This window comes from Arenibacter troitsensis, assembly GCF_900177645.1.
Taxonomy (GTDB): Bacteria; Bacteroidota; Bacteroidia; order Flavobacteriales; family Flavobacteriaceae; genus Arenibacter; species Arenibacter troitsensis.
The window spans coordinates 121,879-139,644 of sequence record NZ_FXAO01000010.1 but is presented as its reverse complement, the minus strand read 5'-3'; the positions used below and the strand labels follow the sequence as shown (position 1 = coordinate 139,644).

Genomic DNA, 17,766 nt, shown 5'->3' with positions numbered 1-17,766 from the left:
TTTTCAATATTATTTTACTGGGTGACTAATTTGATTTTACAAAGGCATCCAACATATCTGCCAGATGGTCTGTGAGAATAAAATCGACCCCCGCATCCAACAATTCCTTAACGCGACTTCCTTCTTCGGAATGAAAATAATTGATGCGAATCCCATTATCCTTTAGCTTTTTTAGATCCGTTAGAATATTTTCATCGTCCCTACTACTTTTTAGTTGGAGAAATGTGAAGCCCTTTTCTATGGTTTCATTTATATATTCAGCACGGGTAGCTAAACGTTCCATATTGCACATCATAATCTTCGGATCTACCTGCCTTACCCCATTGGCAGCCTCATTTTCGCAGGCAATGACAGCCTGATGGGTTCTGTCCGCGGAAATCACGGCTTCGGCTGTTGCCTTACCCAAACGTTCGTCCCCTTTTAAATGGATATTAAGCCAGATATTTTTGGGCATAATTTCCAGGGCCTCCTGTAAGGTGGGAACCCTTTCTTTCTTAAAGTTTTTGGATTTCCATTTACCCGCATCCAGCCTTTTTATTTTACTCAATGTTAGATTCTTCACCAGTCCGCGGCCATTGGTAGTCCTATTTACCTTATCATCGTGCATAATAACCAATTGATTGTCCTTCGTCATCTGAACATCGAACTCTATCATCTGTGCGCCCAGTCTAATTGCCTCCTCAAAAGCTACCAAAGTGTTCTCTGGATGGGTTTCATTGGCTCCCCTATGCGCACAAATTCCCTTTAAGGGCATACTATAATTTTCCTTGACCAACATGGAATCTTGTCCAAAAACAAGATTGGACCAAGTGAAAAAAGATATTAGGCCTAAAAGTAATTTCATCTATTCAAAATAATATTATGTACGGGTTGCCTTGTTGATGCAACCGATACTTCCTTAGTCCATCAATTCCGCCGCATGGGTATAAATCTTTTTTATGGCCGTAGCCACCAAATCCATATCCGCTTTTGTCCCCATTAACACCTTGTGGTGTACACAAACCGATTCTTCCTTAAAAATGCGTTCACAGACCGGTAATGAAAACCTCTTTGGGTCAATGGCTTCCCAATAGGCATCATTTAATTTGTGTCTGGATGGTTTGGTGTGCGGCACGTATAATGAGCAATTATTTAAAGGCTCATAACAAGCATCCACTATTATGCCCAATTCCGCCTCCAGGGCAGACCGGAACTTCTCTATCGGCAAATTCTTGAACTTGCTTGAATCGTAACGAAAAGCAAAATTAAAATAAGCCTTTTTGGTTTCCCTATCATCTCTTTTTAAGGGTGTTATTCCTTCAATTTCTTTTAAAAGCGTATTTAAATAAGCCCCATTGGCATCTCTAGTTGCATTTTGCTCTGGCAACCTTTTTAAGCCCTCTACCAGTATAGCTGCTTGAAATTCGGTAATCCGATAGTTACCGGACTGTATAAAATTACCGTCATCGCCATAATCACCTATCCCTTTGTCCGCACCTATAAGCGAATCTCCCTCAGGTCTTCGACCCACATTTCTAAGGGCATCCAATTTTTCAGCTAAATCCGTGTCATTTGTAGTAACGGATCCACCTTCACCCGCGGTTAAATGTTTTGATAATTGAAAACTAAAACTACCCACATTGCCTATACTTCCAGCCTTTTTACTTTTCCATTCACCTCCGTGCTTATGGGCACAATCCTCAATGATATAGAGATTATGTTTTTTGGCAATGGTCATAATGGCATCCATATCCGCAAAAGCACCATATAAGTGTACCGGAATAATAGCTTTGGTTCTTGGAGTTATGGCTTTCTCTATTTCTTTTGGATCTATACACCAGGTATCCTCACAAATATCCACCAATATGGGAGTGGCATTAACGTCGATTACGGTGGCCGCAGTAGCCTGCCAAGTTAGGCCCGGAACTATAACCTCATCGCCGACGCCTATACCCAAGGCTTCCAACGCAATTTGCAAGGTTACGGTACCGTTTACGGCACAAATGGCGTGTTTTACGCCTGTATATTCTGCAAATAGTTTATTGAACTCCATTTCCTTTGGCCCATTATAGGACCAAACCCCACTATTCAGGACCTCTATTAGCGCAACTTCCTCTTCTTTTCCCCACACCGGCCATTTAGGCCAAGGACTCTTATTGGTATCACGACAAGGGCTCCCGCCATTTATTGCTAATTTTTTCATTGTCATATGGTTGTTATAAAATGATAATGTTTATAATTTTTCCGGGTCCAATACCACGTGTTTCACGGTCTTTCTATTCCATGTATATACTATGTGGATCATTCCGTCCGGCGTTTGAATCAGGGTGGGGTACGAATATTCCTCTCCCTTTTTATCGGTTGTTGCTGTTAGGGGTTCCAAATCCAACACTCTTTTCCAGGACTTGCCATCTTGGGAAAGGCCTACGCTCAATGGAACCCTGTCCTCGGATTCTATAGTGGTAGGATTGTAAATCAATACATGCCTACCATCCTTCAAGGTAATGGCATCAATCCCTGAGTCAGGATTGGGAAGTGATGTTGCCGTCATTTCACTCCAAGTAAGTCCCCCGTCATAAGACCAATTTTGCCCAATAGTTCCCTGATAGGTTCTACTTAATAATTGGATGGTGTCCTTACCGTGATCTAGAATAGCTGGTTGTATGGCCTTAAATGTCTTACCATCGTTCAAAGGGGCCGTTTTGGTCCATGTTTTGCCAAAATCCACACTTCTTTCCAAATGAATTTTATGGCCCTCCGTCTCGCTTTCGGTACTGGAGGGAGATAAAATATCCCCATTGGACAAGGTAACGGGCCTATTCTTTATTGGTCCCAAAATACTGTCTGCCAATCTGCTAGGGGCAGACCAACTAAGCCCATCATCCTCAGAGGTCTTATACATTCCCCACCAATATAATGGATCAGGGCCAACTTTGTAAAAGAGTATCAAAGGCTTATTTTCTGGTTTAAAAAGAACAGGGTTCCAACACGGATATCTAATTCCGTCTTCCTCCACGCCATTGGCTACTTCAACCGGGGTTGTCCATTTATCCTCAATTTTCCTAGAAACCCAAATACCCACATCATTGTTTTTTTCCTCCGTTCCCCCGAACCAGGAAGCCACTATTGTGCCATTGCTGACATCTATGGTGGGAGCATGACATTGTGGTGTTAGCCCTTGGCCTATGGGGTAAATGTACTCTTCAAGGGTTATTGCAGGATGCTTATCAGCCGTTTCAGATCCATTTACCTTTGGCTGTTCCTTACAAGACCCTGCCGATATTAGAAGGGGTATAGCAAGTAAGTATTTTGTCCAAATTAGCATAATTGCACTGATTAAAAATTAAGTAATCCAAACTAGGAAATGGACAATTAATAAGGGCATTAAATATTCCATCCCTCCACCTTCAATTCTGCCTCGGAGGTGCCTTTAAAATTGGCGCTAACCATACGTTCTTCCCCTGGTAACAAGTTGATGAAATTATCTTCCCAAAATATGGGCAGCATAAGCTCTCCTGTTATTTTGTCAACTACCTTAAGGTTAATTAAAAATGCTATATAATCACTGTTGTTCTTTAGTTCTACCTTGATATTTTGTTGTTCTCCGTCCTGCTCAAAATAATGCGACTGCTGCAATTGGATTTTAGGCAATTCATTCAACTGAGTGAAGTCCGCATATACCTTGCTGGGGGTGTGAAAGGCGAACGGCCCTAAATCGGCCTCATAGTCCAACACCTCCTCTTTGGTGGATAGCCAATAAAAATTATTGGCGAGCTCTTCCCCGTTTTTATCCAACAACCGAAGATCTACAAAATAGGTAGTTGTTAGCCCTTTCAGTTCCCCCAAATCCAAAATAGATTTTGATGAATCCGCTTCCACGGTTAGGGCTATCTTTTTCTCAAACAAAATTTCCGATCCAATGGAATAAACCCTAATATGGGCAGTTAAATTTTCTGCCGACCTAAGGTGGTCATTAATGGCATAAACATGTTTGTCCCCATAATTGTAAACAAGGCTTAAGGGCAAACAAGCCTTTTGGGTTGCGTAAAATGCAGCTGTTGGATTTAGATAATAATCATACAACTGCCAATACATCTTTGGCCATGCCGCATTTAGCATCCATTGGACAATCCCTGTAGATTTCTTTTTATTTACCTGAAAAGCCTCGAACATTGGCCGCATAAGCTCATAGTTCATGGCCTGGGCCTTTTTATCGAACTCTTCCAAAGATTTTGGAGCCCCATATTTTTCCGCAATAGCCTTGTTAAATCTACTGAGATCGGCAAACTCATACCGTCCGCAATGGTAGTTCCAAGCATCCCCCATAGGCCATAATTGCTCTTGAGGAATCATTTTTTTTAAACTTTCCAGTTGTGGCACCTGAGCTCCAGGACCAGTTTCCGTATTAAATCCATAGGCACCACCAAATTTGGTATCGGTAAACCAATAGACCGGGGCAGTATAGGCATAAGGACCCAACATTTTTACGCCGGAAGACCCACTGATCTCACTAATGACATCCTCGCTGCCTATGACATGTTGGTCACTTCCCACTCCCCCTGTAGAATTTAAATAAGGCCTTGTGGGGTCATATTTGGCGAAAGTATCTATATATTTTTGTTCCAATTCCGTAATCGGCACCTTGTCACTGGCAACGGTCCAAACAAATATACTGGGATGGTTGCGCAGCCATATCACCTGATCCTCCCAAGCTTGGGCAACATGGGCTATATGCTCTGGCTTGTATACGCCTCCAAAACGTTCATTGACGGGTACTCCCATATGGATCTCGTGTTCCCAATGACAGCTCCAACCTACCATTAACAGTATACCATGTTCATCACAGAGGTCGTAAAGTTTATGGTCCTTGCCCCAGAAGCCTTCCAAACGAATACAGTTGAGATTCATTTGTTTTACATACTTCACTTGGGCTTCAATGCTTTCATCGGTATCCATTAAAAGCAAGTCATCCGTCCAGCCGGCACCTTTAATCAATACCTTTTGTCCGTTTACCTTATAACCGCGATGTATATCATTTAACCAATAATCCTGTATATCACGAATTCCAAATCTCAGCTGGGCAGTATCCAAAACCTCCTCCTTGGCCACAAATTTCAAATCCAGATCATACAGATCGGGATTCCCCAAATTGATGGGCCACCAAAGTTTTGGCTCCTTAAAATTAAGCCCTACAAACTCCTTGCTGTTAAAGGTGATAAGCTCTTTATTATTTGGCGCCAAGTTTATGTTTTTCTTGAATACTGCAGCACCTATGGTGCCTATTAAATCTCCAGATATTGTAGTATTGGAATAATTGATCAATTCTGCCGAAACAGTTATATCGGCCTCTTTCAAGGTTTCAAGATTTACCTTGGTCTGTACAAAGGGTTTTTCAATTTGCACACCACCATGTAGATGAAGGGTTACTGGCCTAAAAACACCCATATCCCCATCTGGTGGGGAAGGATTCCAATCTACAAAGCCTATACTAAAATCGCCAGGTTGGGGCGGAATTACCTCTATGGCCAAAATATTGGATCCACTTTTGATATTTGTACTTACATCAAAGGAGGTAATACGAAAGGCCCCATCTATAACGGAGGCATCGGCAATGAGTTGTCCATTTAACCAAACATTGGCCTTGTAGTTAATACCATCAAATTTTAGGGTACCAAACCCATTGGCTTGCTCCTTTGTTAGTTCAAAACTAGTGGTGTACCACCAGGAAACTTTAAACTGTTCTGTTGGGATGGTCTTTAAATTCTCACCAAAATAGGGGTTTTCATAAACCTTATTGGCTACCAAAGTATTCAAAACGGTTGAAGGAACCACTGCAGGAAACCAATTATCCGAAATTGTGGCCTTAGTAGAGATTTCACTCCCCTTTTCCGAAACTTTATTTGAACTCTGGATTCTCCAATTATCCGTTAACTTTATTTGGAAGGACTTCTGCATTCTTTATCTTTTTTATTCCTTCTTGGATTTTAATTTCTTAATGGTACTTTTTGCCTTCCACATCATTCCTCCTCCTATGGAAATTAGTATTAATCCTGCAACCATATCGGTCATATGTTCTACAAATGTTTCCGTAAAGATCATGGCAAATAGTACAATAACCCCAAAAGCCATAATGAAAAATCCAAGAGCATTGTTAATTTGAGCGGCCTTTAATGCCGCATTTATTTCATTTGTCTCCATACTTGTTTTTTAAGGGGTTAAAAATGATTATAGATCGATGCCAAAATACAAAGTACGGCAATAGACCATAGTTTTAAATTGTTCCACCAATGCCTATCTTCCTTGGCAATGCCCTGGTAAACATACTCTGTAGGCAATAACAGCACCAATAGACCTATTAAGGCATACAGAGAAAGAAATATCATTTTTGCAGTTTCTTGCGAAACACCGGAAAGCCAGTCAAAATTGAACATATTACAGTTTTTTATTTTCCACTAAAATTTTAGAACTAAACACCAAGCCTTTAAGTTGTTCCTCGGTGTGCTTCTTGGTAAGCAAACTAACTACCACATTAATTATAAATCCTAATAGGAAGGACCACCAGGAAATATAGAGAAAGGGATCTTCTATGGTAAAGAATTGCTCCTTAAATACATTTAGATAAACGGCAAATCCAATACCTATGACCAACGCCGAAAGTCCTCCCCATTCCGTCGTCCGCTTCCAAAAAATACCCAAAAGGAGAATGGCGAATATTGGACCTTGGAAATAGGACATAAAGGTTTGTATGGCCACGTAAATCCCTGGGAAATCACTGCTAATGGGTGAAGTAGCAACTCCGATGAGCAGCAATACCAAGGTCGTGATCTGTCCAACCTTTAAATAATGTTTGTCATCGGCCCCTTTTTTAATAAAAGGCTCGTAAATATCCTTTGTAAATAATGTTGCCGTGGAGTTCAATAAAGAATCCACACTGGACATTAATCCTGCAAAAAATGCAGCGAACATAAGTCCGACCAAACCAGGAGGCAGAATGGATTTGATCATCATTGGAAGTGCCTGATCCCCATCTTCCAATCCAGGATGAACCACCACTGCCATAAGCCCTGGAAACAACACCAAAATTGGGATAAACATTTTAAGGGCAGATCCGAAAATCATACTCGCCTTGGCGTGCCATTCGTTCTTGGCAGTAAGGCAGCGCTGTACTATAGACTGGTTCCCTATCATGTAAGCATTGGCCATAACAAATGTTAGGCCGAATAAAATTCCAGTCCATGGAAAGGGTGATTTCGTATCCTGTGGTTGAATAATATCGAAATGGTTACGATACTCCGGTCCCATAGTGGCGATTTTATCTACCATGTTATCCCAACCTCCCACTTCGTAAAGACTAAGAAAAACTAGGGCAAAACCTCCTATAAACATAATGATGAACTGTACCACATCGGTCATAATTACAGCAGTAATACCCCCAAAATAGGTATATAGACCAACCACACCCGCTGTGGCCAATATAGATATCCAGATGGGCCACCCCATAAGTACATTTAAGAGCACCGCACTGGCCCAAAAAAGAACCCCCAAATCCAGGGCAAAAAACAGGATCCAGGTAACCGAGGCTATGGTCCTTACCTTTTGGTTATACCTTCTACCCAGATATTCGGGTATAGTATACATACCACCTCGCCAGAAATAGGGAATAAAAATAAATGCGGCCAACAACATGGCAGGAACGGAACCTACCCAATCAAAGTTGCCGACAGAAATACCATATCGATAAGCTTGACCCGACACCCCTACAAAATCCAATGCCCCTATATCCGATACAACAATAGACATACCAATAGCCCAAAAAGGTAAGCTCTTGCCACCTAAAAAATAGTCTTCGGAACTATTGACGAACTTTTTAAAATATAGCCCTAATAACAACATTCCTATTATATAAGCTATTACTATAAAATAATCTATACCTGCTAACATCGTATGGCATTTTGGTTAATTACCTACAAATTAAATTCAAATAGAGGTGATTGAATAAGTAAATCTTATTGCATTTACATGGTATATTAACATAAGACCATGTTTTTTTAGTTATTTCCGGATAATTAAGTTAAAATTATAGCAGTTGGTGCCGTAAAGGAATATTATCCAAGGAATAATGATAGGACCTAACGATACCTATATATATTATACTACCCATGTAGTTATAAAACTGGTCCAAAAAATACTTCAGATCCTATAAGTGAAATTGACTAAAAGAAATATTCTTGCCCAAAATCAAACATATCTTAACCTAAAATTATCAATATCATAATATTGACCTCTATAAGGGTAATATTCCATAAGTATCTAATAAAATACTATGCCTTTTGTCGATTATTTTACAATAGATTTGTTAACGAAATGCTAATTACTCAACCAATTAATATAAATGAATATGAAAAAAAGCAGCTTGAAATTTTTGACTTTCCTTTTGTTCAGCATGGTTTCTGGAATCATGTTGGCACAACAAGGTGTAACCGGAGTCGTCAGCAGTGATGATGGCGAATTGCTCCCAGGGGTGTCCGTGGTGGTTAAGGGAACAACCACTGGTGTAACCACCGATTTTGATGGAATATACAGTATTACTGTTCCGAACAGTAGTGCTGTTTTGGTATTTTCCTATTTAGGAATGGAAACAAAGGAAGTGGTAGTTGGCAACCAATCTACACTAAACGTTACTATGGCAACCTCATCCGAACAATTGGAAGAAGTTGTAGTAACCGCTCTTGGTATTTCAAGGGAAAAGAAATCCTTGGGGTATTCTGTAAGTGAAGTGGGTGGTGATGCTCTGGACAATGTTCCCCAAGAGAACGTTTTAAACGCTCTTTCCGGTAAAGTGTCTGGGGTGAATATCAACTCTACCGGTGTTGCAGGTTCTACTGTAAACATTAACGTTAGGGGTGCAGCTTCATTATCCAGTGACAACCAACCATTGTTTGTGATCGATGGATCTCCCGTAATTAATACGGCCAACAACATTACAGAGATTGGTAGGGATAACAAAGTGGATTACGGTAATGCCATTTCTGATATCAATGCGGACGATATTGCCAGTGTTACCGTTCTAAAAGGTGCCAGTGCTGCCGCACTTTATGGTTCCAGGGCAGGTAATGGGGTTATATTGATTACAACCAAGTCTGGAAAATCAAAAAAAGGATTGGGAGTAACAATTAATTCCAGTACTGTTTTTGATATTCCCAGTCGATTCTTGGATACCCATACTAGGTTTGCAACAGGTTCTAGACCTTATACCGAAGATAATTTCCCTGCGAATTCTTATGGAGCCATAATCATTGGTGAAACCTCATCTGCCTGGGCAGGTCCTGAACTGGACAAAGGCATCATGGCCATCCAATGGCCTTATAGCGCAGAGGAAATTGCTAGTGGTGTTCCTGTCCCAAGAGAATTGAAGTCGTACAACAACCCAAAGAACTTCTTTCAAACCGCCATTACAACAACCAACAACATCTCTATCCAAGATAATACGGAAAAGATTAATTACAGGTTGTCCTATTCCGATATGAAAAATAAGGGAAACATCCCGAATACCGATTTAAACAGACATAGCATCAGTCTAAATTCAGCATTAAAGTTAAACGATAAATTTACGGTTAGTACTAGTCTTAACTATACCAAATCTGGTGCAGACAATAGACCTGTTGGTAACCGTGGTGCCAACGCAATGCAGGCAGTTTACGAATTGAACCCGCATATTGATGTGCGCCAAATGAAGGATTATTGGTTGCCAGGATACGAAGGCATCTTCCAAAATTCACCTTATAATTTTGGGGACGACCCAACAGAAACCGAATGGAACAACCCTTATTTCTTAGCTTACGAGAATAACAATGGTTTTGAAAGAAACAGGTTTTACGGTAATGTAAAAGGAGAGTACAAAATCACTGATGATCTAACTGGAATGGTTCGTTACAACATGGATGAAATTAACGAAGTACGTGAAACCAAATTGTCCAAAGGTTATACTGGGGATATGAACGGAGCCTACGGTATCAACAAAATTTTCACCAATGAAACCAATATCGATTTCCTATTAACTTACGCGAAAAGACTGGAAGGATGGGATTTCTCAATATCTGCAGGTGGTAACAAAAGGGTTTTAAAAGGAAACAATTTGCTAAATTCTACAATAAGTAGAGGGTCTGGACTTTTAACCCCAGGTTTGTTTACCTTATCCAATATTGCCAACGACAATTTAGTTTATTCTTATAACAGTTATGAAAAACAAGTAAACAGTTTGTACGGAATGGCCAGTATTGGTATTAAGGATATGTTCTATGTAGACGTTACCGGAAGAAATGATTGGTCCAGTACCTTACCAGATAATAACAATTCTTATTTTTACCCTTCCGTGTCCACTAGTTTATTGGTTAATAGGCTTCTTGGTTTCGGCAATGGGGTATCCTTATTTAAACTGCGTGCAGGATATGCCGAAGTAGGTAACGATACTGATCCATACAGACTACAGCCTACTTTAAATGGCGGTTCCTCATGGGGATCAGGATCTTTGTTATCCGTACCTTCTACGCTACTTAACCCTGATTTAAAACCAGAAAAAATTACATCTTGGGAAGGAGGAGCCGATTTGGCCTTCTTTAACAATAGGTTAAGTATGGATTTCACTTATTACACCGCCGATAACGAAAATCAAATTTTTGGTATTGCGCTACCTATTTCCTCAGGATATAACTCTAAAAACACCAATGCCGGTCTATTGAGAAGTACTGGGGTAGAAGCTGGTTTAAATGCTACCATTTTAAACTCCAACGATTGGCGTTGGGATATGGGCTTCGTATTTAACAGAAACCGAACCAAGGTGATCGAATTGGCTGAAGGTATGAATTCCATTACATTTTGGACCGATGCCCGTGGTGGCGCTATAACTTGGGTTGGTGAAGAAATAGGAAACATTTTCGACGCTGCCCTAGTGCGTGTTGAAGATCCAAACTCACCTTATTTTGGCTGGCCTATAATTGATGATTCTGGATTTGAGAATAGTGACAGAACTAGAGAAGACGCTGACGGAAATAGAGTTGCCCCGATAATTGGTAACTTTAACCCAGATTTCAATTTAGGGATGACTACATCGGCCTCCTATAAGAACTGGAGCATCTCCATGAATTTTGACTGGAGAAAAGGCGGACAGTTTGTTTCACAAACCCACAGATACGGGGAATCTGATTTACACACCCAAAGATGGATAGATAAGTTGCACAATTTTAATGATATTGCCGATGTTCCAAGCTATTTAAGAGAGAATGCAGACCGATTCTTATCGGAAGATGGTGAATTCTATGTATTGGTAGGTGGGCCTACAGCAGCAGATGGTGGTCTTCCTTATACCGAAGGTGGAATTACATTGAACGATGGTGTATTTATGCCAGGTGTTCAAGGAGATTATGACGATGACGGCAACTTCATAGCTACAGCGGAAAACCTTGGTGGTCCTGGAACGGTAGTAACTAGATACCAAGATCACTACGGATGGGACTTTACTAGAAATGCAACCTTTGATTCCGATTTCGTAAAGTTAAGGGAAATTTCACTTACCTATTCCGTACCAAATAAACATATAAAACAAATAGGTCTACAAAATCTAAATGTATCTTTATTTAGCCGAAATATTATCCTTTGGACCAAGGCAGATATAGGAATCGACCCTGAGATGGCTTTCCAGCACGAATCAAGTACTCAAGGAGGAAGTGGAATCCAATTTAAACAAGGTATAGAGCGTTTCAACATTAATCCCTTTACCATTCCAATAGGTTTCAAACTTAACGTAAGTTTCTAATTAGGCACTAAACAAAAAACAAAAGATCATGAGTATAATAAATAAGATATTTAAACTATTTCTCGTAGTTTGTCTACTGTCCGCTACTTCATGCGACAATGAACTAACAGAAATTAACCAAAACCCCAACGGGGTAGATCCCAGCCAAGGCAATCCAAGTTTTCTATTAACACAGGTAATGGTAAATACTGCTTTGGACGTGGGTAATAAAGGCTACAGTGGAGAACTATCTGCCTTTGTGCAATACACCCAAAAAGATTCTTGGGGCAACAACAATTACGATTGGGATGGTAGTGGATGGAACACCTACTTCGATAACCTACGTAGTGCTAAATTGGCACTACAACGCTCTCAAGAATTAGGTTATACCTTACATGAAGCTATTGCCCAAATATTAATGGCGCAGAACTTTGTTTCTTTGGCAGATTACTATGGAGACGTACCTTACACCGATGCGATACAAGCTGACGAGGATGTTATTCTACCAACATACGATTCGCAGGAGGCTGTTTATAAAGGGGCTATAGCTGATTTTGTGGCTGCGGCAGCTTCCATATCCAACAATATGGGTAACCTAGAGGCTTTTGGGGCTAGCCAAGATATTTTCTTTGAAGGCGATGCCGAAAAATGGATGAAATATGCCAACTCCATGGCCCTAAGGTATTATATGAGATTGTCCGAAAAAGACCCATCTTATTCGCAGGCAGGGGTAACCGCTACATTGGCAAAACCTTTGATCAGTAGTGTTGATGAAGAGTGTGCCTTGGCCTATATAGGTACATCCGATGGCACTTCCCAACCAAGTAACAGTTCTACGGGTGGAGCATCTGCCTTCAATCGTGTTAAGCCTTGTACTACTTTTACCGATAGATTACGTGAACTTGATGACCCAAGAGCCAGCGTTTGGTTTGCACCTGTTGCAATACCAATTAAAGTGGTGCCTGCCGCGGACGTTCCTGGTGGGGAGGATGATGTAGTTGTAGATGGAGTACGTTATATCAATGAAGAAACTCTTGCAGCTAATGGCTTGAAGATTTATGACAAAAATACCTGGAAAGCCGATAGATTGGCCGGATTAAGTCTAATAGATACTAGTAGTACCTATGTGGGTCTTCCAGTATCCTACCAAGGATCAGAACCATATACTTATAACCTTAACCCTAACCCTGTACAAGGTGGCGGCAATGTACATGTTTCATTAATGAACGATCAGTTTAAGGAAGCAAGTGGTGAATTTTTAAAAGCCCGGGTTATGTCCTATGCGGAAGTTTGTTTCTTAAAAGCAGAGGCTGCTCTAAGAGGTTGGGGATCGGATGCTGAAGGGAATTATAACAGAGGAGTACAAGCATCTTTGGACACATGGGGAATTGGTGATGAATATGCAGATTATATAGACAATGCCGAAGTTGCCTATAACGGAACACTGGCCCAGATTATGGAACAAAAATGGATTGCCAACTTTGCTACCGCTTCTGAATCCTATTTGGATTGGAGAAGAACTGGATTACCTGATTTACAGACAGGCCCTTTTGCATTATCGTCAGTAATCCCGGTTCGTTTTCAGTATCCTGATGAAGAAAGGAATATTAATGAGGCCAATTACAATGCAGCATTATCTTCATTGGAAACAACCAGCCACACCAACGATGTGCCTGGAAAATACGAAAACGACACGCCTTGGTCCAAACCATGGATACTACAAGGAGTTACTAAGCCTTGGTAATAAAGATTGAGTTTTATTTATTGAGTTTTGAGTTAGTTTTGGAATGCCCCGGAAAACCGGGGCATTTTTTTTGTCCAATAATTATATTTAAACCCACTCCTTTTTTTGACCTTTATACGGTGCAGCTGTCCCCTTCCTTTTTTACTCCCAATTTGAACAAAATCTTTTCCATAAGGCACCATTGGGTAAATGCAGATTGGAATAGGTTAACCCCGACAAAAACGGTAAACCACAACCAGTTTATATTTACGTAAATGGCCAATACAACACTAATAACTACAAAAGCCCCGGCAATTGCCCTGATATATCTATTAATCATAATACTATTTTTTAAAGGTTATTAAATATACTTTTCTATAGGAACCACCGCTGCCCTTATAGGATTGTTGGTTTCCAAATTATTATTGAACGATAAAATGAGTTCAAATAAAAGCTCAATATTTTCCTCGGAGGTAAAGGAAAAAAACATGGCAGATTCCACACCTCCTTTTTCACTGGGGAACCAGTTTGAAGCCATAAGCACTTGGGCAGGATTTTTATACCCATCAATATCGGAGCTGCTAAAGCTCTCAATATTGGCCCTTTTAAATAGTTGTAAAATTTCCTTGGCGTATTCCTCTACAACGGTTACTATGAGTAGTTTCATTACTTTATATTTTAAAATTCAGTTATTAGAATTGGACTTTTATCCTGAAATCCGGTATGGACTAAATTAATCCTCTAGAAGAATCTCTTCGACAACGCCCAGAGACCCGTCCTTATTTATAGTTCTTCCTTTCTATCATATAATAGACCAAAGGAACTACCAACAGTGTAAGCACCGTGGATACAATAGTGCCTCCCATCAAAGAAATGGCCAACCCCTGGAAAATGGGGTCGAATAGGATTACAAACGCCCCGATTACAACAGTTCCCGCTGTTAATAGGATAGGGGTAGTCCTTACGGCACCGGCCTCGATGACGGCCAACTTTAAAGGAATACCTTCCTCCAAACGCAGATTAATAAAATCGATCAACAACACCGAATTCCGAACCATAATCCCCGCTAGGGCAATCATTCCTATAAAGGAAGTTGCTGTAAAAAACGCATCCAATAGCCAATGGCCCAATACAATCCCGATTAAAGAAAGCGGAATGGCCACCATCATGACCACCGGGGCCTTAAAATTCTGGAACCACCCCACGATCAATATGTATATGATGAAAATTACTCCTAGGAAGGCCAATCCAAGATCCCGGAATACCTCCAAGGTAATCTGCCATTCCCCATCCCATTTTACGGTGTAATTATCCTCAAAATCGGGTTGCTTTATGTACAGTTCATCAATGGTATAACCCTTTGGCAAATTCATGGCCTTTAACTTATCGGTCATCCCTAAAATAGCGTACACCGGACTTTCCAAATCCCCAGCCATATCGGCAAGGACATAGACCACCCTCTTTTGGTTTTTTCTATAAATACTCTTGGCCCTAGTGGTTTGCTCTATAGTAACCAAATCTGCAATTGGCACCATATTGCCATTTCCTTGTTGGGATTTTACCTTCAATTGGGCAATATCCTGAATAGTGGATTTCTCCTTTTCCTCCAAGGCCAATATTAAACCTATTTGATTGGAAGCATTTTCATCATATAGATTGGTCACCGCCCTTTCCGATAGGGCCATGTTCATAGTATGGGCAATTTGTTGTGGTGCCACACCGTAAAGCATTGCCTTTTCCTTGTCTATGATCAATTGATATTCCACTTGATCAGCTTCTACCATCCAATCCACATCCACTACATCCGGGGTGTTTTTAAGAATCTGCTGTACCTGGTCCGCAATATCCATCTGTGTATCATAATCAGGGCCATATATTTCCCCAACAATGGTAGATAGCACTGGTGGTCCAGGTGGCACCTCAACAATCTTAACATTGGCATTAAACTTCTCCCCAATACGTTGGATTTCTGGACGCAATAAACTGGCAATCTCATGACTTTGGGCAGTTCTGTTGCCCTTATCCAATAAATTCACCTGAATATCGGCCATATTACTTCCCCCCCTCATATCGTAATGACGTACAAGACCGTTGAACGTTATTGGTGCGGAAGTACCTACATAACTTTGGTAGTTTACCACTTCCGGACGGGTGTTCAAGTATTGGGCAATCTCCTTGGCCACTACTCCCGTACGTTCCAAGGTAGTACCTTCGGGCATGTCTATGACTACCTGAAACTCGTTCTTATTATCGAACGGTAACATTTTTACAGCCACCGATTTGGTAAAGAACATGCCTATAGAACCCAAGAGCAACAAGAAGGTAATTCCCAAAAACAGCCAACGTTTCTTTTTGTTTTCTATCAAAGGATTTTCAAACTTATGGTACATCTTGTAGATAAAGGTATTCTCCAAAGGTTTCTCTACCTTTACCTCTCCTTTTTTATCCTTCTCCCGAAGAAATATATACCCTAAATAAGGCGTAATCGTCAAGGCAACAAAAAGGGACAACAACATGGCAATTGAAGCTCCAATGGGCATTGGCGACATATAGGGCCCCATTAGACCGGAGACAAAAGCCATTGGCAATACGGAAGCAATTACCGTAAAAGTGGCCAATATAGTTGGGTTGCCCACTTCATTAATGGCATACAAGGCAGCCTGTTTAAACGGCAGGCGTTTCATTTTAAAATGCCGGTGCATATTTTCCGCAATAATAATGGAGTCGTCCACCACAATACCCGTTACGAAAACCAAAGCGAACAAGGTGATACGGTTCAGGGTATAGTCCAGCAAATAATAGCTCAGCAAGGTCAAGGCAAAGGTGATGGGTACCGATAGAAACACCACCAATCCTCCACGCCATCCCATGGCCAACATTACTACAAAGGTTACCGCTATTATGGCCCCAATAAGGTGCATTAATAATTCCGATACCTTATGGGAAGCTGTTTCCCCGTAGTTTCGGGTTACCTCCACATGCACATCATCCGGAATTAGATTCTTTTTTAAGTGATCTACTTTCTCCAATATAATATCCGAAATATTCATGGCATCCGCACCCTTGCGCTTGGCAATGGAAATGGTAACGGCAGGATATTCGGACTTGTAGGTTTCCCCCTTTTCACTCCCCTTCCCAAAACCTAGGGATACGTATTCCTTGGGAATTTCGGGTCCGTCCTGTATACTGGCAATTTGCTTCAAATAAATGGGACGGTTCTGTTGTACGCCTACCACCAGATTTTCCACATCGGTAGCAGATTCCAGGAATTTACCTGTGGTTACCATAAATTCAGTATCGTTCTTATCAAAACTACCACCGCTAATCTGTTGGTTGTTGGCCTTGATCATTTGGGCAACTGTAAGAAAATCCAATCCGCTTTCCGCCAATTTATCCTTGTCCAACACCACCCTTAATTGACGATTTCGGCCACCAATTCTTTGAGTGGCGGACACATCGTTCACTTTTTCAATTTCATCCGTAAGTTCCTGGGCAATTTGCTTTAATTGGTAATCGTCGTATTTCTCACTCCATAAGGTAAGTCCCAACATGGGAACATCATCTATGGCCCTGGTTTTTATTAAAGGAAAAGTAACGCCTTGCGGCATTTCGTCCATATGTTTATTGATCTCGTTTTGGAGTTTAACAAAAGAACGTTCAATGTCCTCACCTACATAAAACTGTACGATGACCATTCCCTGCTCCTCCATGGAAGTAGAATACACATATTCTACCCCCTTAATATTGGAAATCAACTTTTCCAAGGGTTTGGTTACCCTGCTTTCCACTTCGGTGGGACTTGCCCCTGGGTAGCCCACAAAGATATCGGCCATGGGCACATCTATCTGAGGCTCCTCCTCCCTTGGTATCAAGAACGAACTGTATACCCCAATGACCATGAACACGATCATTAGAAGGACCGTTAACTTGGATCCTATAAATGCTTTGGCAATTTTGCCTGCTAATCCTTCTTTCATCTTTATCTTTTATTTTTTATTTGGGCGTTACCTTCGCCAATTCTTGTCTTTGTCTTGAATGCTCTTTATACATTTCATGTCTTTTCCTATACCTACAAGGTCTTGGAGACCTTGCAGGAATGAAGGTCTTGGAGACCTTGCAGGATGGAGACCTTGCAGGAAAAACATTCAAGAATGCTCATGTTGGGCTTTCCGCTTTTACGCCAGCTACATTTTAGCCTAAATCAGCTAAAAAATCTGGGGTAATCACTGCAACCCCCGCCTACCTGAAGGCAGACCTAACACAAATCCTTTTT

The 17,766-nt window shown here is 40.9% G+C and carries 12 protein-coding genes; 2 read left to right on the top strand and 10 right to left on the bottom strand.

The window, feature by feature from the left end:
- Positions 1-25: 25 nt before the first annotated feature.
- From B9Y87_RS19200 to B9Y87_RS19170, 7 genes are read right to left on the bottom strand one after another with little or no spacing between them, the layout of a single operon-like run.
- Positions 26-844: a glycerophosphodiester phosphodiesterase gene (locus B9Y87_RS19200; RefSeq protein WP_085500576.1), complete on the bottom strand. Its 819-nt coding sequence runs from the start codon at positions 842-844 to the stop codon at positions 26-28.
- A gap of 54 nt (positions 845-898) precedes the next feature.
- Positions 899-2,182: a DegT/DnrJ/EryC1/StrS family aminotransferase gene (locus tag B9Y87_RS19195; protein WP_085500575.1), complete on the bottom strand. Its 1,284-nt coding sequence runs from the start codon at positions 2,180-2,182 to the stop codon at positions 899-901.
- Between the two features lie 30 nt (positions 2,183-2,212).
- Positions 2,213-3,304: a sialidase family protein gene (locus tag B9Y87_RS19190; protein WP_085500574.1), complete on the bottom strand. Its 1,092-nt coding sequence runs from the start codon at positions 3,302-3,304 to the stop codon at positions 2,213-2,215.
- Between the two features lie 59 nt (positions 3,305-3,363).
- Positions 3,364-5,934 (bottom strand): glycosyl hydrolase 2 galactose-binding domain-containing protein, encoded by a 2,571-nt coding sequence (locus tag B9Y87_RS19185; RefSeq protein ID WP_085500573.1) that lies wholly within the window; start codon positions 5,932-5,934, stop codon positions 3,364-3,366.
- A gap of 12 nt (positions 5,935-5,946) precedes the next feature.
- A complete protein-coding gene (locus B9Y87_RS19180; RefSeq protein ID WP_084532464.1) occupies positions 5,947-6,177 on the bottom strand; it encodes a hypothetical protein in 231 nt (76 codons plus the stop codon).
- 17 nt (positions 6,178-6,194) lie between these two features.
- The gene (locus B9Y87_RS19175; RefSeq protein ID WP_031445978.1) at positions 6,195-6,410 is read right to left on the bottom strand and encodes a hypothetical protein; all 216 of its coding nucleotides are present in this window, start codon (positions 6,408-6,410) and stop codon (positions 6,195-6,197) included.
- A gap of 1 nt (position 6,411) precedes the next feature.
- The gene (locus B9Y87_RS19170; protein WP_085500572.1) at positions 6,412-7,920 is read right to left on the bottom strand and encodes a sodium:solute symporter family protein; all 1,509 of its coding nucleotides are present in this window, start codon (positions 7,918-7,920) and stop codon (positions 6,412-6,414) included.
- Positions 7,921-8,377: 457 nt separating this feature from the next.
- Here B9Y87_RS19170 and B9Y87_RS19165 point away from each other — a divergent pair, with 457 nt between their 5' ends.
- Positions 8,378-11,791 (top strand): SusC/RagA family TonB-linked outer membrane protein, encoded by a 3,414-nt coding sequence (locus B9Y87_RS19165; RefSeq protein WP_085500601.1) that lies wholly within the window; start codon positions 8,378-8,380, stop codon positions 11,789-11,791.
- 28 nt (positions 11,792-11,819) lie between these two features.
- Positions 11,820-13,514 carry a SusD/RagB family nutrient-binding outer membrane lipoprotein gene (locus B9Y87_RS19160; protein ID WP_085500571.1) on the top strand — a complete coding sequence of 565 codons (1,695 nt, stop codon included), beginning with the start codon at positions 11,820-11,822 and terminating at the stop codon, positions 13,512-13,514.
- Positions 13,515-13,626: 112 nt separating this feature from the next.
- Here B9Y87_RS19160 and B9Y87_RS19155 read toward each other — a convergent pair whose 3' ends face one another.
- From B9Y87_RS19155 to B9Y87_RS19145, 3 genes are all read right to left on the bottom strand, one after another.
- Positions 13,627-13,833: a YgaP family membrane protein gene (locus tag B9Y87_RS19155; protein WP_085500570.1), complete on the bottom strand. Its 207-nt coding sequence runs from the start codon at positions 13,831-13,833 to the stop codon at positions 13,627-13,629.
- 21 nt (positions 13,834-13,854) lie between these two features.
- Positions 13,855-14,160, bottom strand: coding sequence for a hypothetical protein (locus B9Y87_RS19150; RefSeq protein WP_085500569.1), 306 nt, complete (start codon positions 14,158-14,160; stop codon positions 13,855-13,857).
- 112 nt (positions 14,161-14,272) lie between these two features.
- A complete protein-coding gene (locus B9Y87_RS19145) occupies positions 14,273-17,470 on the bottom strand; it encodes an efflux RND transporter permease subunit (protein WP_085500568.1) in 3,198 nt (1,065 codons plus the stop codon).
- Positions 17,471-17,766 lie beyond the last annotated feature (296 nt).